Genomic DNA, 22375 nt, shown 5'->3' with positions numbered 1-22375 from the left:
TTACAAATCGAATACTTTATCAACTTCTCTTTCAAAATCAGTACAATGTGTAAGGTCGATGCTGTAACTAACATGTGAGATTCCTTTGGGTAAATCCTCCTGCAATATCCTTGGAAAGTCCGCCGTAGCTTCATATACCTCTACTTTATCTAGAAAGAAGAAGTCATCCGCATAGTCTTCTTCTTTAAATCTCAAATCGTCTAAAAGATCATTGAACTTTAATAACAAACGATCAGAACGACTTGCAATACTTGTTCGGACCTCGTTCACAAGTGTTTGTAAAGAAACGCCATGAGTTTTACTAGGCTCTATAAAACACACATAGAGATAAATACTAGATACTGCATTTGTTAGTCTTAACTGATTTTCGTTTGATATTTTTATTGTTTTCATTAGCTTATTTATTGCAGTCTTAATCTCTACACCCCGATTAGAATACTTAAAATCGATTCTTCCACTTGTTGGTCCTTCCCACTGGTCTATAATAAGTGGGGGAGCGGTTGGAAACCGATTAAGCCAATCTTGTATATAACACAATTCTCCGAAAAGTCCCCGCTGCTGTTCTTCAGTTAATTTACGGTAACCACCTTTTTGAAAAAATACGCGCCATCTATCTAATACCTTGTATATTACAGTAAATACTGATTCATTCTTTTCTCTGATCATCAAATGATCCACTACATTCTGAAGTACAACCTCAAAAATATCTGTACCATGTTCTGACTCTTGTCGTAAAACAAGATAGTAATGCCCTTTAAGTAAAGCCAGTTTTTCATAATACTCAACTTTGATAGATAAACCTCGCCATTTTGGAAGAGCCTTAAGCTGGTCTGGCTCCCAGGATTCAGGTCCTAAATCGATATAAAGCTGTCTATTCATATTTACAGTATCTATACCTGCAAAAAGAATCGGACTTTCAACCGTAAGAATCCTCAGTTTATAAACTTCTTGCTGGGAATCGCTATTTAATTCTTTAATCATTTGCTCGAATTCTGATTTAAGATTCAACATATATTCCTCACTCTATTAGAACACTTATTTTATTGTTTTATTCACTTCATAAACTTTAGAATCATCTAACTTTGAGTCAGGGAATGAGATCGCGATACCAATTGGGACCATTTTCTCGCTAAAGGTAAACCTTAGGGATTCAAATACTTTTACTTTAGGATGAAGCGGGTAGATTAGAAGCATGCCTTTTTCTGTTGCCCGTAGCTTTCGGATCTCTTGTTTATCCTTCATATTCTTTATCGCAACTTGATCGAGATCTATGAATTCCTGCCGCGAAGCAACTATAGCACGTATATCAATTTTAGCCTGCCCTTGATTGTTATACTCTTCTGCCTTAACCCCTCGTACCACTGCAGAATCAATCTTGAATGACCCAAATCGTACTGGGAATTTCTCAAGTCCACTTTTATCTCTTGGCTCTCCTTCAACTACTGCTACTGTCCAATGTAAAAGCTCTCCGATTTCATTAACTTGCCGAATATAATTTACAATTTTGATGTTATCAACCTTATCTGCACCTTGACTTGTCTTGTATTCAGACAGGAAATTTAATACTGTATTTACATCAACTTCTTGTGCTATATAATAACCAGTTTTACCTGATCCAATATGCGTTTTCATAAAACGAGGGTGGAGTTTATTTATTAAGTTCTTAGTCACTTTCATGTTGTGAGAAAAAAAAGTTTCCTTGTTCTCATATATACGAGTTTGCTGCAGGGTTAACCGATAAATAACATTTGTTATAGCAGCATTTTTCATTTTTAATGGACTTGTTAAAGTCATAGTTGGATGACTTAACATTTTTACTGCGTATTCCAGTGGAGTCTTATTCGCTAGTGCTAGCCTGTCAAATTCTCTACGCAGTTCAATCATAGCAATTGCCAAGTGCTCAAAGTTTGAAGCAATTTCTCCGGTTGTGTATATTCTGCACAAGTCCATATATCCTTTCCGATATCCAAACCAGCGACCCATCTGCATTAAAGTGTCATACATTAATGTATTTCTAAAATAGTAAGTTATACTAAGTCCCTCAAGTGTGAGTCCACGTGATAGCTTATCTCCGCCTACTGCAATTACGTTTAAACCATCCTCTTTGTATTGGTGGTAGTCTAATGCATCTTTACTATTACCATTAATTTCAAAAACTCGAACCTTTTTAGAACAATCTCTTAATTCCTGATAGACCTCTTCCCAGCTAAATTCCTGAATATCCTCTGGCCATGCTCTGCTTGTCGGAATCGTGTCTTCTTTATAAATCCGTTTAATCGATTCTACTGTTTCACTATATTTGTTATATTGAATCTGTTCTGTGATTTCCCTAAATACTTTATCCACACCGTCCTTCACACTTGACTGAACATCTTTAAAACGAGAGGTGTGGATAAGCATCGAGTTATGTTTATTCCTCTGACCTCGTAGATTTCTTACAGCAATGGTTAAAAGAAATACCAATATTGACTCTTCCATCTGAGGAGGGACCTCTTCAAATTTATCAGCATCTCCCTTTGTTTTAATTCCAGTAAAGACTTCGATATCTCGATCCTTCAGAGGCCGAATCAAACTTGGACGTGGATCGTCCGCCTCTTCTTCAACGTCAAAGAATTCTTCCGGACCACAATATTCTTTAGGTTTTGGGAGGCCGACAAGAAAATCTTTAGGATACAGGTCCTTACCTTCCTCTTCCGTTTTAGCTTCGGCACTAATTAATAAATTTGCAAACGGGGTCGCTGTATAGCCTACATAACATCTTCTATTAAAGACTTCTAAAAGTTGACGTATTAATTTGTTAATTGTCTTTGGATCTTCATCTTTAGAGGTATCGACAGATGCCTGATCTGCTTCATCATCGACAATTAAAGCGGGAATATCTAAATTAAATAAATTTTTCTGATACTCAAGTTGATTCTTAAGTGATTCTAAGACAATACTATTCTTTTTAACAACCATAAGAGTTCTTTGATTTAAGTTAAACATACCGCTTGGTTCAGAAGAGATATCTCGTTCCACTGTAGTCCATGTTGAAATAATATGATTAGGTGTATTTCTATTGATTTGGGCAACTCCAACTGGATTACCCTCTCTATCCACTCTGCTTCCAATCACTTCTTCATCTAATCTAAGCTGTGTCTGTGCCCGCAGATCATTGTGTACACCAGATAATACAATTACTAGCTTATATCCAACATCGTAAGCCTTATTAATTAAGCCTGTAAAGTTAGCAGTCTTTCCTGACTGCACATACCCCAATACAAGTCCTCGCTTGTCAAAAGAGTGTATTTCCTTTGGGTTTCCCAAAGACCGCATAATTTCATTTGTTGAATCATCAATGGAGTCAACAGCCTCTTGGTCCCAATGTTTAACTCTTATTAGATAGTCTCTGTAACGTGTCCAAAAAAAGGCTCCCAATAGTAATTTGGGTCTGTACCAATCGCTCTCTTCTACTAGACGTAATACTTGAGTTTTTATAATGTCAAAATTAACATTATACTTCATATACATTTCTAACGACCACTGCTCGATCAGACTCGCTTCTATTTTTTGACCCTTAATTACGAGCTTTGCTAAATCCAGCGCCTGTTCCGCTGCTTTTTCTTGGCTGGGCAAGAATGGCTTTAAGTTCATATAATTAGTTGCAAAGGTTTGTTCAAATAACCCTCTTACTTCATTCATAGCTGATATTCGCCTCTTCCAAAATTGATTTCAACGTGACGCGATTTAAACCATCAAAAGCAGGTTGAGTAATAAGTGCATCTAACAGCTGTTGTTGATTCTCAACAACTCGAAGCTTAGTTAAGGTCGAAGAGAATTGAACAACTAACTCTTTCATAGCCTCAGTGACCATTTGAATGACTTCTTCCGCCACTTTTGGTGAATCAATGATATTACTGGGTGATCCCAATTGAACGAACTTTAAATACATGTTAAGAAGTCTTGCTGTTTCCTCATCTATTTTTTTCTGAATTTCTGATAAAATAGGATGATTCCTATTTAAAATAAATTGCTGCCCTTCGTCACTACCCGACAACTCCCATGTATTGAGACTCCCTTTAAAAGTTTGGTTAGAATTGGAGCCTTGGGTCCTAAAGTAAAAGATATCACGAGAAATTTTTCGAACAAATTTTGCTATTGATTCAAGCCTTATTTTAGCATTATCAGGTGGAATAACAGCTGACTTTTTTATATCTACCTGCCAGTCATTATCTGCCATATTCGGCAGGTCTACCCGAATTCTTGCCAGTTGACATGAAGCATCCTTCTGAAACATCCCCAACCAATCACCGTAATATACGAGTCTATTCTCGCGATATATATAAAAACCTTGGTGGTCTCGCCATCCTCTATTACCTCCTGCTCTTTTATATTCTTGTTCATTTAGAAATGAGGCATGAGGCAGTACATAATATTTAACTTTTATTCTGTTTCCATTGATGTTTAAAACCTGTGTTTCACCTTCCACAGTTGAAGGATGTTTAATCATAAAAGGATCCCAAGGATCAAGAACATTTTCGTTTAAGATAATCTGGACCTTGTCATATTCAATTATGGAGTGAAAAACAAACTCTAAGTGATTATGTATCCGCCGAACTTTGGTGAAAAAGCTACTTTCATGTATTGTATTTGCAGTTCCCGCTCCCATAAAGCGATCCAGCTTATCTATACAAATAACTGTGCCGCTATCTCCTTCAATTTTGTTCATTAACTCCCTAACTTCTTCTGGAATCTTCGTAAACAGCTGCCACTCATTACATTGGGACACATGATCTAGGTCCCAACACCGTTGTGCATAAGCGCCCTTATGTTTGGTAAGAACACTTAACCTCTTACCAAGAGAAAATGAGGCGGTCTTAAGTCCCATACCAAATCTACCAAGCTCTCTAGGTGGCCTATTTGCACGTGGATCTTTCGATCCTATATTCATAGCTATTTGGAGCATATCCTCATCCATGCCGGAACCGTTATCTGCAATTATTATTGTTCCATCGTTTCCTAAACATTTAAATACAACCGTAATTTTAGTTGCTCCCGCATCAACGCTATTATCAACCAAATCTGCTATTGCAGTTCCTGCATTATATCCTAATGAACGAAGTGCTTGGATAACTGGTGTAGCAGATGGCTGAGTTACAACTATGTTCATAAAAAGTACTCCCATTTTTGAAAAGTATTTATGTGAAATAAATAAGCAGCTGCCTCTGACAACCACTTGTTTTAAAAAATGAATATGCCAATACGACTATTATATACTGCATTATTCGACACATGAGACCTATATCCTTCATAAAAAATGGTTATCCATTATTTCAAAATAAAAGAGCCTCCTACTCAAAATGAGCAGAGACTCTTTACTTAAATTTTTGTATCTGTTTCCTGGGGCATTATTATATTTTTTAGTGTATCTATTACAGATACCCCTAGGTAGTTTAATACCTGTTCAGCCACTGCCCTACCCAAAAGTGGTGGAACAGCATTTCCAATTTGTTGATACTGGGAATCTTTAGAACCCTCAAAAACAAAGTCATCAGGAAAAGTTTGAAGCCGCGCTGCTTCTCTAATACTTATTGCTCTATTTTTAATCGGATGAATCCACATTGATTTCCTAACATTCAAAACAGTCCCGGATGGAGTTTTGTAATTAAGTCTGAGATAAACAGTGTTTTGAGTTCTACCAGGATCAGAATATGTTTGTTTGTATGACTCATCAAGATCATGGAAATTTTGCCCCGGCTCCAATACTTTAAATCTTTCTAAAGCAGTATTAGTTGTTTCAGTCCTAACATGGTTTTTGACTTTATCATCAGTTCCACGTAAGTATTGAAGAAGCGGGTTGTTGCGTTTAGGTAGTGGTTTATCAATCGGCTGATCTGCTTCCATTGTTATAAACGGTTCAATTTCCTCAAGATCTCCAATGGCATCCTCCACTGTATAAAACCGACTTGGTTCTTTAACAATAGAATTTGGTAGTATTACAGGATTATCCCCTACGAATTCTTTTTTGACTCCAATAAGAACAAGGCGTTCTCGAAGCTGTGGTGCACCAAAATGCGCTGCATTTATAATGTGTTCTTCATTTATTGTATAACCTAGGTTCCTAAACTTAGAGATTAAGTAACTCATTACACCGTATGTCTGCACTTTAATACAAATATTCTTATGATCAGGTAAAATATCAACTATTTCAATGTCGTTCGCTTGAATTTCATTCATTTTCATCAAAATCTTTTGGACTTCAATGATTTGATTTAAAGTATTAAAAAGATCTAATCGGGATAATTCTGTCGGATCTTTCTTCATGATCAAAACCCCAAGCTTCATCCACTGTTCTTCATAATTAATACTCCAATAACTATTATGCTGTTCCTTCCAGTTTGAGAAAGATTTCTGTAAAGCATTTTGGGCTTTAGCAATATATATATGAGCCTCTTTCTCTTTTCTACTTATGTGACTAATTTTAGAGAATAAATTCTTATCACCTATAATAAATGGGGATAGATCGATTTTCCGTTGAATGCAATCTCTGAGAAAACAGACCAGTTCATCGGTCAAGCTATTTTCCCTTCCTAAAATAACCTTATCGGGTATTAGTTCTATACCTAATTCTTCTACTACCTCTTCTTGGTCTTTTAATGAGTAGAAAAATTTATGTTTGTCCGATTTCATGGCCTTTACATTTTCCATTACAAAAGCGTCTGGATTTAATTCTTTAATTGCTCTTACATATTCTTTGACTAACTGGTTATTGGTTGAAATGAGTTCTGACTTCTGACGGTTTGCATTCGAAAAGCCCTGACAGGGTGGTCCACCAAAAACAAGATCGATCTTCTGACATTCATCCATGATCTCTCTGTAGTTAACTTTTCTAATATCGTTGAAATATGTAATATTTCTATCATCATTCTCAAGATTGTAACGATCATGATTTCTTTTATACGTTTTTTGGGCAGACTCATTGTTTTCCACCGCGGCTACAATTTTCACTTGACCCGTTTGCAAGAAACCTAGACTTAATCCACCCGCTCCAGAAAACAAATCAACCGCTAACAGCTTTTTATTTTCCAATATTGCCCACCCCTTACTCCCGAACATCCGTTCCATATATAAGCAGCTTAACATTTCGTAGATTATTTTTCAAGTATAATACCTTGCAAATTAATAGAATACACTATTTTAAGACAACATGCTATACGAAATAATGATCCAGATCATATATTAACGTTTCGATCTTTTCACTAAGAAGATCCCTAGATGTTCCTGATCCAAGGTATTAGAGCGCCCCTTGAGCGTTTTCAATGAATACTAATTGATTCATTTCATGGATTACGTTATATTCGTTTCCACGATCTGAAGCATACGTCAGCAACGTTGCTTATTAACCAAGGTGTACATGCTGCTAAAATCATTTCAGAGCGTCTGGGACATGGTGACATCACGATACCATGAATATTTATGGCTATGCTCTCGGTTGAGCTATCAAGGTGCAACTGATAAATTCGATTCTCTGTTTTCTTCTCGTGCACAAAAAAAGACACTTTCCTAATTGCTGAAAGTGTCTTTCTATGTTGAATTTTCACCATTTGTTGAAGATTCATTTAAGATCAATTTAATATCTTACAGCCATATCAGGTGCTGTATCAATCTATATCTGTTTCATTAAAACAACCTTTGTTAAAAGGGATTTATACCCTGTATTACTTTCTCATCAACACCGCCACACTCTCCACATGGCTCGTATGCGGAAACATATCCACCGGCGTAACCTCCACCGTGCGATACCCGCCATCCTCCAGCACCCTCAAATCCCTTGCCAGCGTGGACGGATTACAACTCACGTACACCACCCGTTCCGGCTTCATCTCAAGTATCGTCTCCAGCAAACGAGGATCGCAGCCCTTACGAGGAGGATCGACCACGATGACATCAGCCTCGATGCCCTGCTCTTTCCACCGTGGAATCACGTCTTCGGACGCGCCGACTTCAAACTCCACATGCTTCATACCGTTCAGTTCTGCATTGACACGCGCATCCTCGATCGCTTCCTTCACAATCTCGACTCCATACACCTTCTTGGCATGTTGGGCTAAGAACAGAGATATCGTCCCGATGCCGCAATAGGCATCAATCACGGTCTCTTCCCCGGTTAATCCCGCATACTCCACCGTCTTCCCGTACAGCACTTCCGTCTGGGCCGGGTTCACCTGATAGAAGGAACGCGCCGAAATCGCGAACTTTACATCTCCGATATAGTCATGGATGACCTCACGCCCCCACAGGACGCGGGTAACATCCCCGAAAATCACGTTCGTTTTGCGTGTGTTCACGTTCTGGCAAACACTCACCACGGCCGGGAGTTCCTCACGGATGGCAGCGATCCACTCGTTCACGCGTGGAATCCGCTCGCCATTGGTGACGAGTACAATCATCATCTCACGGGTAGCAAAACCGATCTTCACCACCACATGGCGAAGCAGGCCTTGGCCCGTCTCTTCATTGTACGCCGTAATGCCTAGCTTCCGTCCGATAGCTTTGACGCGGCTGACGACCTCGTCGTTCTGCTCATGCTGGATGAGGCACGTCTCCATGTCCACGATCCGGTGGCTGCCGCGGGCATAGAAGCCTCCGACAAGGCCGCCTTCCGTAACGCCGATAGGCACCTGGGACTTGTTCCGATAGCGCCAAGGCTCGCTCATGCCGAGTGTCGGACGCACGAGGATCCCCTGTTGATCTAAATCAACGCCGGACACGGCAGGATTGGCCCCATTGGTTTCAGAATTCTCAATGTCCCCTCCACCATCTGTGCCACTCCACTCGTCGTCCACACGCGTCTCTCCAGCACCTTCCGCCTCACGCACCACCCGCAGCTTCCCGATGCGCTCCAGGTTGTCCACCACCAGCTGGCGCTTCCACTCCAGCTGTCCGGCATAACTCATATGCTGCAGCTGGCAGCCGCCGCATTGGTCGTAGATCGGGCACGGGGCCGCGATGCGGTTCGGGCTCTGCTCGACCAGCTCCAGCAGCTTGGCGTAGCCATACTGCTTCTTGGTCTTGAGCACCTTCACCCGGGCCTTCTCGCCCGGCAGGGCGCCCTGAACGAACAGGGTGTAGCCGTCGGCACGGCCGACCCCTTCCCCGTCATGGTTCATTCCTATAATATCGATCACGACCTCGTCGTTCTTAGCCACCGGCAGGTCCAGGAGGGCCGCCGAAGCCGCGGGCTTGCCGCTGCGGCGCGTGTCGCTTCCCTTGCGGTTCTTCTTCATGATGTGCTGTTCACTTCTTTCCGTTCAACTTGTCTCTTACTACTCTATATTCCCATTCGGCGTCCCATCCATAATAGAAGTTGTTCAAAAAGCCCGCTTTTGATCACGAAGTGAATCAGGAAGCTACTCGGCATCGAATCTTGAATTCAGCCGGGCCTTCCGGTGCTCACGTACCCAAGCGTACGCTCCACTCCTCAGTCCCTAGTTTCATCCAACCTTCTCGGTGCTGAAAACCGACCTTTTTGAACACACACTTCATAAAAATGGATGATCTTCCGTTAACCTTCATTCGCTTAAACAACAAAAAGCTCCCCCAAGGGAGCTTAGCGCACAAGCTCACGTCCATCATTATACGGGAGCCTCGTATGTTATTCAATCCATCCAGCCTGTAAATCCAATCATTTACTTACAACAACCCGGAGCCTAAGCGGCGATCCTCGGCTGTTCCATCTCGTTAAAAATGGTCCATCGCCCTACTCGCCTGCCCCATCTCAGCCAAAAATCCTTAAATGCTGCGGCAGGACACGGAACGTGCCTGGCAGGACGCCGCCGAACTCGCCGTCCAGGTTCAGCTGAACCGGTCCCGGAGAGACGACCTCCATATAGTCGGTGCGGAAATGCACGACCCGCTTGTCGTTGATATGCTCGCCGCGCAGAGCCATCGTAGCCACGCGCACAAACTCCGCCAGATTGCACTTGCGCAGGGCAATGACGTCGAACAGGCCGTCGTCGATACTTGCGCCCGGCGCGATTTTGTCGAAGCCGCCGACCGAGTTGCTGTTCGCAATGAGGAACACCATGAACTCGTCATGGATCGCCGGATGACCGCTGGCATTGATGATGAGTTCCTGCGGCGCGAGGCTGACCATTTTCTCGATCCCCTTCAAATAGTACGCCAGCTGCCCGATCATCGTCTTCAGCTTACTTGGCACCTCATATGTGAGCTCGGTCAGCGTACCGCCGCCCGCAATATTGATGAAGTAACGATCATTCGCTTTGCCCACGTCAATCGGACGCGTCTCGCCCCGAATCACCAGGTCGCAGTACTCCTCCCAGTTCTTCGAGATGCCGAGCGCCCGCGCAAAATCATTTGTGGTTCCCATCGGGAAAATACCCAGCGGCGGAAGGTTATCCCTGCCGGCCATCCCGTTGATGACCTCATTCAGCGTACCGTCTCCGCCAGCTGCGATCACAAGATCGTATCCGCGTTCGACGGCATCAGCCGCTTCACGGGTCGCATCCCCCTCTCCGGTTGTTGCATGACAGGAGGTTTCGATGCCAGCACTGTCCAGACGGTTCAATATATCAGCAAGCCGACGCTTCATTTCCTCCCGGCCGGAGGTTGGATTATAGATTAACCTTGCATTTCTCATTAACGATACGCCACCTACTTATGATTTCAAGGATAGAAGAAGAAGTTTAGCCTGCGACTCCATCCACTGCGGCAGCAGCGGATGCGGAAGCAAGGTTCTGCCTGAATATCGGCATTCCAGCCCCTCGAGCCGATCAGGTATCACCTTCTCCGTAAAATACCCCTCACTTAAAAAAAGCGGAGCTACGATCACATCGCAGCCGCGCTCCATCCATGCTGTCACCTTGTCCCGAACATCGCCGGGACTGAGTAAGGCATAATCTGCGCTTGTTCCGCTTACCTCGCTAACTCGCTGTGCCAAAGAGTTAATACCCTTTTCCCAGCGGCTGCGAAACAGATCATGCCGGCTGCCGTGTCCGACGAGAAGAATAATCTCCTTCGCAGGGTTAACGGACAGCTCTTTTACCTTATCCCATACCATGGCCGCCATCTCGGGGTCGTCGTCCATAGGTGTACCAAAATGAACCCGGGACTGGACCCGAAACGGCGCCAGGTCCGTCTCCATGTCCGGAACGGCCTTCGCTCCTATAGCATAAGCTATTTCGTCGACATGTGTGCTGCCGGACGAGACAAATAGAGGAATGACCACAATGTCGGTGACACCCTGGTCTTCCAAGTCCGTAATGCCGTCCTGAATCAGACGGTCCTCTACCAATTCCAGGTACGAAGATACGACCGGTATATCCATATGAGAGGCCAGCTTCTGGACAGCTTCGTCCACCAGCGACACCCATTTCTGTTCACGTGAACCATGACTAATAACCAGCACACCCGGCTTCGTCATAAGTTTAACGTCCTAAACGCTCCAGCGTCATTTTATAACCGTCATTGCCGTAGTTCAGGCAACGCTTCACACGCGAAATCGTTGCGGTGCTGGCTCCCGTTTCTGCTTCAATCTGGTTGTATGTGCATCCCTTGCCCAGCATGCGCGCCACTTCCAGCCGCTGCGACAAGGACTGAATTTCGTTAACGGTGCAGAGATCATCGAAGAATACATAGCACTCTTCCACACTGCCCAGGGTTAATATCGCTTCGAATAATTGATCGATGCTTTTATCATTTAGCTTCTTTAATTGCACTGGATGATCATCCCCTATTGTTACTGTGTATAACACTCGCACTCCCATTGTACCCGAGCGGATATAGTATTTTCAAGCATTAACGATTTCACGCACTACAGGACAACCATTACCCAGAGGCAGCATCCCTTATACACGCTCACATTTCGCATCTCCAGTGCTCGCCAAAATCTTCCTGGGCTATCGCCCGATTCCGCTCCTATCCCGAAAATCGGGACATCCGCCTAAACCCATCGCCCGCCCGCATCATACAGTATAGTATCTTAACTCAAAAAGGAAAGTGATATCATGACGCGTCATTCTCACTATTATCACCGTCGACCGACCAACCAGCGCTCCCTCATTGAAAATGAATCACTGCCGCAGGCGCCATCGCCATACCCTGGCATCTCTCCATACAGCGATTATCCGGAAGTGGGTGAAACCGCGTTATATCCATATACCGACGGTGTAACGGACATGGAGGCTTCGGCTTCGGCTCTGGCTCCATCCACGAATTCCGGCGGCGGTGGCCTGGCAGGTCTCCTTGGCGGAGGAGGCAGCAGCGGCAGCGGCGGTGGAGGCGGATTAGGCAAGCTCCTCGGCGGGCTCGGAGTCAACAATATGAGCGACATCAAGGGCCTCATCGATCGGATGGGCGGCATCGACGGCATCGTTAGCAATATTGGCAAGGTACAAAAGGTCATGCAGGGCTTCCAGCAGCTTGCGCCCATATTCTCCGTGCTGGCAGGCGCGCTTAAGAAGAAAAAAGGAGGCGGCAGCGGTTCGTCTCAAAGCGCATTTACAGATCAGAATGAGGACGGCTACGAATATAGACCAAGAAGACGCCGTTCCTCGAGAAGCCGACGCCGCTCCGGATCGCGCAAAACATCCGGCAAAGGCAGACGTCGCCGTTGATCTATGTAAATCGGTAGACTTTAAACCGTACCATGAGCCACAGAAACACGGCAGTCTCTGATCATCGAAGGATATTGGGCACGATTGTTTAGCAGATACGTTGGAAGCTCACTATAGGCGGGATCATCCGAACCAACATACATCATGCAGCAGGCTCCAGTCTGTTACCCTAGGCTGGAGCCATATCCTTTTATCAACCTATGCTATCCTCATCAGCGCGTCCAGTCCCCTTCGGGGCCGGCTTCTTTATTCTCGACGCTTTCGAGTGATTTTAACCGGAACCAATACGATCCGCGCAGACCGGAACGCAGCAGCATCATAATGCTGCCCATCAGATACAACACGGTCGGAATCCGCTTCATATGCGGATAGAACATCATGATGCTGCCTGCAATGAACAACAGGCCGGTCGCAATCTCGCTGATGACCATGCCCACCTCATAGCGATTCGTCACGGCCAGCTTTCGCTTTCGTTTCCAAGCCAGGCGAAGCATCCGGCCCAGCAGCCGGGAACGCAAAGGCTCATCTGGTTGACGGGATGATCGCTTCTTGGGATGTGGTTTGAGCCCGAGTTTCATATGCAGTCCCTCCTCAGCAAGCCTTTACCCCTTACGAAGGAACAAGAAACCCCAGCGATTTAGCTTTCGCCTTGTGATGCTGGACAACCTTCCCGCTTATCCGATAACTCCCTTAGCAAGGACTTGGACCAGTCGATACTCTGGCTAACATGCCTCTACTTCTGAATGGCATCACGATTTTAACGTCAAAAAATAAACCTTTTTATTTAAACCAGCCTCTGCGCATAAACCACATCACCATGCCGCCGCCGAGTATGAACATGAGAATCAGCACGAAGAAGTATCCGTAATGCCACTCCAGCTCCGGCATATTCTGAAAATTCATCCCATAAATCCCGGCAATCAGGGTGAGCGGCATGAAGATGGTCGTGATCACCGTTAGTGTCTTCATAATCGTATTCATCCGATTCGAATTCACCGATATGTAGCTGTCTCGAAGATCCGCCGTCATCTCCCGGTCGGCCTCGATCATGTCCGCCAGCTTCAGCAGATGGTCGTAGATGTCGGAAAAATAAGCATGGTGCGCGTGATGCTCCAAATGCTGCGAGTTCACGATCCGGTACAGCAGATCCCGCATCGGCACAGCCGTCCGCCGCAGGCGAAGCAGCCTCGAACGCAGCGCAAACACCTGATTCATTAGCTCCTCGACCGAATCCTTCTCGCCTCGGCTTTCCAGGTCCGCCAGCTCATCCTCGATGGCAAACAAGCTTGGGAAGTACTGATCCACCAGCTTATCCATGATCGTATAGGCTGTGAAGCTCGGACCGTCCTGGCCCAGCGGACCCTTGCCGGCGACCGAAGTAACGCGATCCCAAGCGTCATTCATTTCGGGCAGTGCTTTCTCGTGGAAGGAGACAATAAACGAAGGTGCAAGAAACAGATCCACCTCGACGGCTTGCAAAGTATCCGGCTGAAGGGCATGCAGGACAAAAAACTGCATCTGTTCGTAATAATCCAGCTTCGGCCGCTGCAGGATGTGCAGGCAATCCTCCACCGCCAGCGGATGAAAGTGAAAATAACTCTCCAGCATCCGGGCCTCCTCCGGTGTTGGCTCACTGAAATCGGCCCAGACCCAGGCGTAATCCTCGATTCGAATCTCTTCAAGTGGAAGCCCGATTACCGCTTCATAGCTTGGCGTAATAGCGAACGTGCGAATCATGATAAGCTCTCCTTTCCCTGCACCTTCGGTTTCGTTAAACAAAAAAAGCCAATCGATTCCTGATTGGCCCCACAACTATCCATTATCTATGTGTAATTACGTTTTAGAAAAGAATTTTAAATATGATTCCTGCCAGTACAGCCGAAATTGGAATCGTAATAAACCAAGTCACCACAATGCGTCCTGCCAGGGACCATTTCACGGCGGAGAAGCGTTTCGCTGAGCCTACACCGAGAATCGCCGAGGTAATCGCATGGGTTGTACTGATCGGCAGATGAAGCAGCGTAGCCGAGAAGATGACGGATGCGGCCGAGAAGTCAGCTGCGAACCCGTTGATCGGCTCGATTTTGAAAATTTTCGTACCCATGGTCTTGATGATCTTCCAGCCACCGATCGAGGTTCCGAGCGCCATCGCTGTCGCTGCCGAAATTTTAACCCAGAGCGGAACTTCCATCTCCGTTAATTGACCGGAGGTGACCAGAGCAAATGTGATAATCCCCATCGCCTTCTGGGCATCGTTGGTACCGTGCGTGAAGGATTGAAGTGCTGCCGTAAAGATCTGCATCGTACGGAATCCTTTATTCACCGTATGCGGGCTGCGTTTAGCAAAGATAACCTTGAGCAGCTGCATGACCAGATAACCGATCACGAACGCAATAATAGGCGACAGGATCAACGCCAAGACGATATCCTTAAATCCGGCGTAATTCAGCATGTCGCTTCCCGCGCCGACAAATACCGCACCGGCCAATGCCCCGATCAGGGCATGGGAAGAGGATGAAGGCAATCCGAACCACCAGGTAACCAGGTTCCAGATGATGGCTGCAAGCAATGTTGCAATAACAACCTCGATCCCGTTATCCAGCTTGGTCGGATCCGCGACGCTGCCGCCGATGGTTTTGGCAACCCCTGTGAACATCATCGCACCGATGAAATTCATGCTGGCTGCAAGCAATATGGCTACCCGCGGCTTCAAGGCCCGGGTTGATACCGACGTTGCAATGGCATTCGCCGTATCGTGGAACCCGTTGATGAAGTCAAATGCAAGCGCCAAAAAAACAACAATTACTAATACTAACATCGTTGTATCCATTGTTCAGGACTCCCTTACGAATTGCGCATAATGATGGATTCCAGCATATTTGCCACGTCTTCGCAGGTGTCCGTGGTCGTTTCAAGACGTTCGTAAATCTCTTTCTTCTTGATCAGCAGAATCGGGTCAGAGACGGTGGCAAACAGATCCTTGATACAGATGCGCAGCAGCTCGTCGCCTTGGTTCTCCAGATCGTTCAAGCGGATCGTGTACTCACGAATAGCCAGAAGTTTCTTCTGAGAGAGCAAATGAATGGCCTTCTGAATTTCGTAAGCCGATTGACGCAGAATTTCTGCAAACTGTACCATGTACTCGTCAGGTTTCCCCAAATTATACATATAGAACCGGGATGCGGTTGCTTCCAATCCGTCCATCACATCGTCCATGCTGGTTGTCAGGTCCATAATATCGTCGCGTTCGATTGGCGTGATAAACGTTTTGTTGAGCTCAGTAATGATGGTATGCGTATAGGTATCACACTGTGACTCGTATTTCTTCATTTCATTGGCAAATTCAAGCACATCTTGAAGATTGGAAACGTGCTGCGAAAAATAATCTGCGGCTTGTACCACCGTATCGGCCATATTCTCCAGTGTTTGGAAGAATATATCCTTCTTCTTCAATTTCATACTCTTAACCCCTTTTTTCGATAAATTGCCGCGAACGCCCTCAAAAGATAGACAACCTTGACTATCTTATCACATCCATGGCAGGGTGTGTATAGAAAAGTAACACTCAGAAATGTAAGGAACTAACAAAAAAGAAGATGCATGGATATCGCTTCAATTCTCCTGCCTATTAACATCTCCGTATGAGTGCAAATTATCCCGACAGAGCATCCTCCATCCACATCTTATGCATCAAGGATTCGTAATGGTCACATGGCTTTCAAAAGAAGGCGAATTCGGCACAATGTTGAAATACGTCGTTCCCGGCACCAACGGCACTTCCTTGCCGTCCTTCACGAAACGGATCGCATCGCCCGCTGCGCGTACCCACTGCCCCTCAATGACTTCTCCGCGCTGGAACAGCATCGCTTTCCCGCCCGTTTCCACATTCACGGCAAGCCGGCCCACATCATCCAGCACTTTATGATCCGCCCCCAGCACAATTACATTCGCGGCCTCAAGCTGAACATTATCGTTGAGATCCACATGCGGCGATCCGTTGACCCACCTTTTGTACGTATTGGACGAACCGTCATACTGATAAGCCACCACATAACTGTCCAGTAAAAATTTGATTTCTACCTTCTCCCCGGGTTCACCGGAAACAACCTCCACAGACGCCGTTCCCTCTGCACCATCGCCGCTTGCAGCCACCGGCTCCGAATAGAACGAATATTGCGGCACTTTCACTTCGTTACCATAATTGAGCTTGGCTGCTCCTTCACGGAGCTTCTCATCGCTGGAATATAGATTATGCGGCGCTTTGCGTTCCTTGTCTCTCCAGAAATAAGAGCCTGCATTTCCGATCTCGTCCATATCCTGCTTGCCTTGCTTTTGGATGATGCTATAAGCTTCAGGGCTGCCGCCAGCATGTACAAGCACGCCGCCGTAGCTCTCGCCAAGATTGATCAGATAAGGACGAATGCTGCGAATCGGCCCTATTTTCTCAATGCCGCTCTGGCTTTGGAAAATGCCCATCAGTCGCGTGATCCCTCCCTCCGCCAGCACTTCATACACCATGTCCGCTTTCCCCAGACCCGACTGCGGCCTTGCCGCCGGTGCGTTATTGATCATAACGGCCAGCGGCCGCTGCGTCAGTGACGCTTCTAACGGTAATCCGGTCAGCGGTGCCTTATATGGAGAAGATATATTTTCCTGAGGCCCCTCCACTGGCTGCTCTACTGGCGTTTCCACCACCGGCGCCGGAACAGGCTCTGCCTGCTGCTTGCCACTACATCCGGACAGCAGCAATACTGCCGCCATCGACAACAAGCTTGTCCTCCATGCGAATTTCCTGAAAGACCCTTTGCTATGCATATTGTTTCCCCCTATGAACGCTCCCATTACTTATTACCCTAATTTCCCAACCTATTTGCCCAAAATTTCCAACCAACAATTCAACTTTAGTTTACATTTAATCACAAAATCCGTGCTTTGTCTGTATAAAGAAGGGATACAATCCTTTAATGAATAACCTTGACGGCGTTGGTTTTTCTAATCGCTTTTTCCAAATTTCATTCCACTTGATTAAGTTTCTTTCCTGATTCCAACACTCCTTTTCATCCCCGACTAGTAAACGGAAATTACACGCTTTACCCATCTTCAACACACATTACACATTACTACGAGGTAAGAATTAACGAGTCGAATAAAAACCACTGATTTCCCATTTGAGAAATGAACTGCACCCCAAATGTTAGACACCATCTAACATTAGAGGTGCAGTTTTTCTATGGCTAAGTTTAGTTCAGACGAAAAATTACAAGCAGTTATACGTTATCAAAATGGAACGGAAAGCATGAAATCCATTGCAAAGTCCATAGGACTCCATCCTACCGTCCTATTAAATTGGATTAGACAATATGAGTATCATGGTGAAGGGATCTTTAAAAAGCGCTATACAGCGTATTCTGTACAGGATAAACTAGACGTATTTAATCATATGAAAGAATATGGACGTCTAGTAGAGAGACGGCTGCGGTATTTAATATTGCGAGTCATAGTACCATTCTAAGCTGGCAAAGAAGCTTAGAATTACATGGTCTAGATGCCCTACAACCAAAGAAAAAGGGGCGTTCATCCATGGAAAGGGACCCCAAACAACTGAATGATACAGGGCCTGTAGAGGGGTCTGTAGAGGCTTTACAAAAAGAGGTAGAACGTTTGCGTATGGAGAATGCTTATTTAAAGAAGTTGAATGCCTTAGTTCAAAACAAGGAAAAATCACCAAACAAGACAAGGCGCAAGTAGTCTATGAACTGTGAAAGCACTCTTGCAGCTCACAGATATCCCCCGTAACACGTATTATTACTGGGTGAACACATTCGGTATGCCAGACAAAGATTCCGAGCTAAAAAACGTTATTCAAGCGATTTACGAGGAGCATCAGGGGCGTTACGGTTATCGCCGTATTCGAGACGAGTTAGTGAATCGAGGTCACCATGTTAATCATAAGAAGGTGCAACGTTTGATGAAAGTATTGGGAATAAAGAGCGTGGTACGCGTGAAGAAATATCGTTCATATAAAGATTTGATTGGTAAGATTGCACCAAACATTTTAGGGCGAGACTTTCATGCTGAGAAGCCAAGTGAGAAGTGGGTTACGGATATAACCGAATTTAAATTACTTGGAGAAAAATTATATTTATCTCCCATTTTAGATCTTTATAATGGGGAGAAGCATTACATATACAATCGGGTCAAGACCAGTCTATTCCCTTGTTTCAACGATGTTAAATCAAGCATTCCATCGATTAACGGATGAAGATACTCTTCTGATTCATTCCGACCAAGGCTGGCACTACCAGATGAAACAGTATCGTCTTCCCCTCAAAGAACGCGGTGTCAAGCAAAGTATGTCACGTAAAGGTAACTGTTACGACAATGCCGTCATTGAGAACTTTTTGGCATCATGAAGTCTGAATTTCTATATTTAAATGAATTTGAAAGTATTGAGCAGTATAAAAAAGAGCTCTCTACATATATCGATTATTACAATCACAAGCGAATTCAAGCAAAACTAAAAGGCATGAATTCGGTACAATACCGAACTCATGCCCAACAAGTTGCCTAATAATATAACCTGTCTAACTTTATGGGATCAGTTCAAAATCAGTGGTTTATTATTGTTCAAAAAATAGTATATAATTTTACCAAGGCGCTGCAAATTGAATATCGAAGAAATAGTAGTTGTAAATTCTTTCATCCCAAAAGGTCGTTGAATCTTTCATTTCATATGCCCTTTGATCTTGGATATCCCAACTTTTAGAAGGTACATACTGGACTGATTGCTGCTTATTAGTTATGTTTCTACCTACCATTTTTTGGATATTAACAGTCTGGTAATTAATATAGTCCATAATCGCCTTTTGTCTCCAGTCACCTAACCAACTAATACTTGTATATCTACGATATTTACCTTCAACATATGTCACAACTGCTTTGTCATTCGAATCACCACCGACGGTGGCGTCTGCACCGAATATATCATAAAGTGAATTTGCTACCCAACCGAGTGGTAGCAAGTTTACTAAATCCCCGATCCCTTGTCTTATCAGATGCTTATAAGCCTTTTTATATAATGCCTGACCTGCTGTACCACCCAACTCTCTAACGCCTGGGTCACTTATATAGTTAGCATAGTACATCCATGTATCTTTATACGAATAACCCTTGTATCCCGTATAATAAGAATCATATTGATGTTCAAAACCGTTGATTGATACAGAACCTGGAATCAATTCAGGTGAATAAATCGTAACCGTGGTGTCTTCAAGGTTTCGATCCTCAATTTCTTTCATTAACTTTTTCAAATCTGTCTTCACTTCATCAGATATTCTGTTATCTTCGAGTACTGATTGAACGTTTTTAGTGGTAACTTCTTTCTCGGCCACCGCCAAAAAAGTATCCGGGTTTGTTTGCATCAGTAAACTAAATGGTTGTTCCTCCGGTGAATCTACTATTTCATAGAGAAAGCTATGTCCATCTTTTTTCTTAGCTTTGTACATAGTATTGGATGATATTCCAATATTTCGTTCTGTACTCTCTTTAAATGAACCATGTCCTTCAAAGTCTAAAAGGATTTCATCTTGTGTAGGTGAATTTTCTATATTGCTCGATTCTGCCGAAACTAATCCAGCTAAAAAAGTAAAAGTAAGTGCGCCCACGAGAATAAACGAAGTGAATTTTTTGATCATTAGTTTTCCTCCAAATTTTATTTTAGAAGGCTGAAAAGTATCTTAATCTAGCAACCGATTCAATATAAAAATCACTTAGTCGTAACCTATACCACACACCACCCTTCCTTTTTTTACAAATCAGCTGATGTTTAGCAGTGACTCCTAGTCACTTAAAAAGTTGATTCTATTAGTTATAACAACCAAAATTTAGGTAAAGTTACGAAATAATTATAAAAAAGTCAATACAACACATACTGTCGCATTGACTCCGCCTCTCCAATTAAGAATTAGCATTTAGAAAATGGGTATTATGTTGGCTGTTCAATTCCATTTTCAAACAGCCAAGTTGATAGTTGTTTAAAGACTTCCGTCTCTCTCCTCACAATTTTAAACTTTTTTTTATCGCTGATAATAAAACCGTGTTCATTAATATCCAAAAAATAATCTTTTGGTTTTCCATCACTATCGCGGTAGAGAAAAATTATCGCTAATGTAGTATTACCATTTCTTATGTTTTTGCTACCCAATGATCTCGTGTAAGAAACTGAGTCAAAGATACTCATCAATTGGTCAATTTCTGTATTTTTGTCATTAAATTCGATCTTATAAGGTGTAATTTTATTTCCTTTCAAATAACTAAAGTAAATATTTTCTATTTGAGTTAAATGGGGAATGACGCTTTTAGCAGGTAAGCGAACAGAATAATAGGCAATAGTAACAGACACTATTAAGAGAAACAGTATAAATGCAATCATTATCTTTTTAATCTTTTTCAACCAAAGCACTCCTTCCTCTTCCTTATTTTTTGTTTGTTCTTCTCGCTACTCGTGCTTCACATCTTTCCTCCTTCATCAATATCGGGAATATCCTCTGACTTAAATTTTCAATGTTCCCTCGATCGATGTTGCTCCCGATCCCCTCATCCGCACCTTTTATGATGCTCGATTCCGCTATAGATCCTCACGTTGGTCTAACTAATAAATGTTAGGACAGAAAATATATAATGGGAGGCTCATCGAAGGTCATTCAACTTCCTTAATAAGTTATTCACCTGACTTCTATGTTCACTCTGTATATAACAAATTGTAATCTCCCTAGAACAAACGAGTACACCAATGCGTCACATCTATGGGGTTGAGAACAGCCTTTTCTTATTCAGCAATAATACCTCCTAACAAGCAACTGTATAATTATAAACGTATTACTTGTTGAATTAGTTGGAAAAAATTATAAATATTATGCAACTGAATTGAACTATTAACCACTCCTAGTACCATACTCATAATCATTTTGACCCAGTTGTTTGTTTCAATAAGTTTAGACAAATCATCTAATCTGCTAAATGGATAAGTTCTTCTCCCAAGTTTGGGGGAAGATCATTAAGTCAAAAACACCACATAATTGGCAACTGTTTATCAGCATACGTTCTTGTTTTCAGGCGGATTTGTCAATCTTAATTTACATTTCACTCATCAATTTAGCTAAGTAGTCAAGTTTAATTTGGAAGAGATCTTATTAATACGAAAAAGCTGCAATTTTATGCAGTTATCGAAGTCTATATGTTCTTGCCCTGACAACATCGGCATTGATTTGATCTCGCTTCACAGTATTTGATACAGACTTAATATTTACGATCACAGCACTCTTTGAGGCACTCATTCTGAAACGTTCACAACTTTGTGATATTTATCACATGTAATGTGAATAATTTCACTTATAATAAAGACATAGAGAAGGTGATCACTTCCCAAGGCAACAAGAACCAACAACAACGATATCAGAAACATCGCAATAACCCATTAATCCAAAAAATCAAAACTCATTCAAGGAGTGGTTTATATGTTTAACAACTGGCTGAGAACAAACAAATTTGCAATGTGGCTGCTGACTATCATTCGGGTCTACATCGGGTATGAATGGCTGACAGCAGGTTGGGGTAAATTGACAGGTGGCGGATTTGACGCAGGCGGTTTCCTGCAGGGCGCGATTGCCAATGCAACCGGTGATCACCCCGCTGTACAAGGCTGGTGGGCAGCGTTCCTCGAGCATGCGGCATTGCCGGGCGTAAAGCTCTTCAACGTCATT

The 22375-nt window shown here is 43.6% G+C and carries 16 protein-coding genes and 3 pseudogenes; 4 read left to right on the top strand and 15 right to left on the bottom strand.

From position 1 onward, the window contains the following. The 4 genes from CRG97_RS05110 to CRG97_RS05095 form a co-directional block, all read right to left on the bottom strand. Positions 1-1011, bottom strand: a complete 1011-nt coding sequence (locus CRG97_RS05110) for a PD-(D/E)XK motif protein (RefSeq protein WP_098742054.1) — start codon at positions 1009-1011, stop codon at positions 1-3. Positions 1012-1035: 24 nt separating this feature from the next. Further along, positions 1036-3681, bottom strand: coding sequence for a Z1 domain-containing protein (locus tag CRG97_RS05105; RefSeq protein ID WP_098742053.1), 2646 nt, complete (start codon positions 3679-3681; stop codon positions 1036-1038). Continuing rightward, positions 3674-5149 carry an ATP-binding protein gene (locus tag CRG97_RS05100; protein WP_098742052.1) on the bottom strand — a complete coding sequence of 492 codons (1476 nt, stop codon included), beginning with the start codon at positions 5147-5149 and terminating at the stop codon, positions 3674-3676. Before CRG97_RS05100 ends, CRG97_RS05105 begins: the two co-directional genes overlap by 8 nt. 209 nt (positions 5150-5358) lie before the next feature. After that, positions 5359-7068: a DNA cytosine methyltransferase gene (locus CRG97_RS05095; RefSeq protein ID WP_098742051.1), complete on the bottom strand. Its 1710-nt coding sequence runs from the start codon at positions 7066-7068 to the stop codon at positions 5359-5361. 252 nt (positions 7069-7320) lie between these two features. Between CRG97_RS05095 and CRG97_RS34170 the strand changes: the two are divergent. Further along, positions 7321-7546, top strand: a pseudogene (locus CRG97_RS34170) (site-specific integrase); the annotation flags it as partial. 151 nt (positions 7547-7697) lie between these two features. Here CRG97_RS34170 and rlmD read toward each other — a convergent pair. The 4 genes from rlmD to CRG97_RS05065 all read right to left on the bottom strand — a co-directional run bounded on the left by rlmD (position 7698) and on the right by CRG97_RS05065 (position 11717). After that, positions 7698-9266, bottom strand: a complete 1569-nt coding sequence (rlmD, locus tag CRG97_RS05085; RefSeq protein ID WP_098742050.1) for a 23S rRNA (uracil(1939)-C(5))-methyltransferase RlmD — start codon at positions 9264-9266, stop codon at positions 7698-7700. 491 nt (positions 9267-9757) lie between these two features. Further along, positions 9758-10639, bottom strand: coding sequence for a diacylglycerol kinase (locus CRG97_RS05075; protein ID WP_098742048.1), 882 nt, complete (start codon positions 10637-10639; stop codon positions 9758-9760). Between the two features lie 18 nt (positions 10640-10657). Beyond that, positions 10658-11422, bottom strand: a complete 765-nt coding sequence (locus CRG97_RS05070) for a sirohydrochlorin chelatase (protein ID WP_098742047.1) — start codon at positions 11420-11422, stop codon at positions 10658-10660. Positions 11423-11426: 4 nt separating this feature from the next. Further along, positions 11427-11717: a YerC/YecD family TrpR-related protein gene (locus CRG97_RS05065; RefSeq protein WP_053489879.1), complete on the bottom strand. Its 291-nt coding sequence runs from the start codon at positions 11715-11717 to the stop codon at positions 11427-11429. 288 nt (positions 11718-12005) lie between these two features. Between CRG97_RS05065 and CRG97_RS05060 the strand changes: the two genes are divergently transcribed. Next, positions 12006-12614, top strand: coding sequence for a hypothetical protein (locus CRG97_RS05060; RefSeq protein WP_098742046.1), 609 nt, complete (start codon positions 12006-12008; stop codon positions 12612-12614). A gap of 212 nt (positions 12615-12826) precedes the next feature. Here CRG97_RS05060 and CRG97_RS05055 read toward each other — a convergent pair whose 3' ends face one another. From CRG97_RS05055 to CRG97_RS05035, 5 genes are all read right to left on the bottom strand, one after another. Then, positions 12827-13192, bottom strand: a complete 366-nt coding sequence (locus tag CRG97_RS05055; protein WP_098742045.1) for a YrhK family protein — start codon at positions 13190-13192, stop codon at positions 12827-12829. Between the two features lie 202 nt (positions 13193-13394). Then, a complete protein-coding gene (gene corA / locus CRG97_RS05050; protein WP_098742044.1) occupies positions 13395-14351 on the bottom strand; it encodes a magnesium/cobalt transporter CorA in 957 nt (318 codons plus the stop codon). A gap of 103 nt (positions 14352-14454) precedes the next feature. Next, the gene (locus CRG97_RS05045) at positions 14455-15444 is read right to left on the bottom strand and encodes an inorganic phosphate transporter (RefSeq protein ID WP_098742043.1); all 990 of its coding nucleotides are present in this window, start codon (positions 15442-15444) and stop codon (positions 14455-14457) included. Between the two features lie 14 nt (positions 15445-15458). Beyond that, positions 15459-16073 (bottom strand): DUF47 domain-containing protein, encoded by a 615-nt coding sequence (locus CRG97_RS05040; RefSeq protein ID WP_053489885.1) that lies wholly within the window; start codon positions 16071-16073, stop codon positions 15459-15461. 231 nt (positions 16074-16304) lie between these two features. Next, on the bottom strand, positions 16305-17429 hold the full coding sequence (locus CRG97_RS05035) for a DUF3048 domain-containing protein (protein ID WP_202618870.1): 1125 nt from the start codon (positions 17427-17429) through the stop codon (positions 16305-16307). 415 nt (positions 17430-17844) lie between these two features. On the opposite strand from CRG97_RS05035, the pseudogene CRG97_RS05030 reads away from it, so the two are divergent. Continuing rightward, a pseudogene (locus CRG97_RS05030) lies at positions 17845-19185 on the top strand (IS3 family transposase). A 76-nt stretch (positions 19186-19261) separates the two neighbouring features. On the opposite strand, the gene CRG97_RS05025 reads toward CRG97_RS05030, so the two are convergent. Continuing rightward, positions 19262-20308: a hypothetical protein gene (locus tag CRG97_RS05025; RefSeq protein WP_098742042.1), complete on the bottom strand. Its 1047-nt coding sequence runs from the start codon at positions 20306-20308 to the stop codon at positions 19262-19264. A 290-nt stretch (positions 20309-20598) separates the two neighbouring features. Then, complete coding sequence (locus tag CRG97_RS05020) at positions 20599-21066, bottom strand: hypothetical protein (protein WP_098742041.1); 468 nt, start codon at positions 21064-21066, stop codon at positions 20599-20601. A gap of 1063 nt (positions 21067-22129) precedes the next feature. Between CRG97_RS05020 and CRG97_RS33505 the strand changes: the two are divergent. Then, positions 22130-22375: pseudogene (locus tag CRG97_RS33505) on the top strand (Crp/Fnr family transcriptional regulator); the annotation flags it as partial.

Source organism: Paenibacillus sp. EZ-K15 (genome assembly GCF_002573715.1).
Taxonomy (GTDB): Bacteria; Bacillota; Bacilli; order Paenibacillales; family Paenibacillaceae; genus Paenibacillus_AQ.
This window is presented reverse-complemented; position numbering and strand designations above follow the sequence as displayed.

Bases quoted from the DNA above. Each gene is read 5' to 3' on its own strand.
- CRG97_RS05110 (WP_098742054.1), bottom strand. From the start codon at position 1,011: ATGTTGAATCTTAAATCAGAATTCGAGCAAATGATTAAAGAATTAAAT.
- CRG97_RS05060 (WP_098742046.1), top strand. From the start codon at position 12,006: ATGACGCGTCATTCTCACTATTATCACCGTCGACCGACCAACCAGCGC.
- CRG97_RS05075 (WP_098742048.1), bottom strand. From the start codon at position 10,639: ATGAGAAATGCAAGGTTAATCTATAATCCAACCTCCGGCCGGGAGGAA.
- CRG97_RS05040 (WP_053489885.1), bottom strand. From the start codon at position 16,073: ATGAAATTGAAGAAGAAGGATATATTCTTCCAAACACTGGAGAATATG.
- corA (WP_098742044.1), bottom strand. From the start codon at position 14,351: ATGATTCGCACGTTCGCTATTACGCCAAGCTATGAAGCGGTAATCGGG.
- CRG97_RS05100 (WP_098742052.1), bottom strand. From the start codon at position 5,149: ATGAACATAGTTGTAACTCAGCCATCTGCTACACCAGTTATCCAAGCA.
- CRG97_RS05055 (WP_098742045.1), bottom strand. From the start codon at position 13,192: ATGAAACTCGGGCTCAAACCACATCCCAAGAAGCGATCATCCCGTCAA.
- CRG97_RS05045 (WP_098742043.1), bottom strand. From the start codon at position 15,444: ATGGATACAACGATGTTAGTATTAGTAATTGTTGTTTTTTTGGCGCTT.
- CRG97_RS05070 (WP_098742047.1), bottom strand. From the start codon at position 11,422: ATGACGAAGCCGGGTGTGCTGGTTATTAGTCATGGTTCACGTGAACAG.
- rlmD (WP_098742050.1), bottom strand. From the start codon at position 9,266: ATGAAGAAGAACCGCAAGGGAAGCGACACGCGCCGCAGCGGCAAGCCC.
- CRG97_RS05025 (WP_098742042.1), bottom strand. From the start codon at position 20,308: ATGATCAAAAAATTCACTTCGTTTATTCTCGTGGGCGCACTTACTTTT.
- CRG97_RS05105 (WP_098742053.1), bottom strand. From the start codon at position 3,681: ATGAATGAAGTAAGAGGGTTATTTGAACAAACCTTTGCAACTAATTAT.
- CRG97_RS05035 (WP_202618870.1), bottom strand. From the start codon at position 17,429: ATGCATAGCAAAGGGTCTTTCAGGAAATTCGCATGGAGGACAAGCTTG.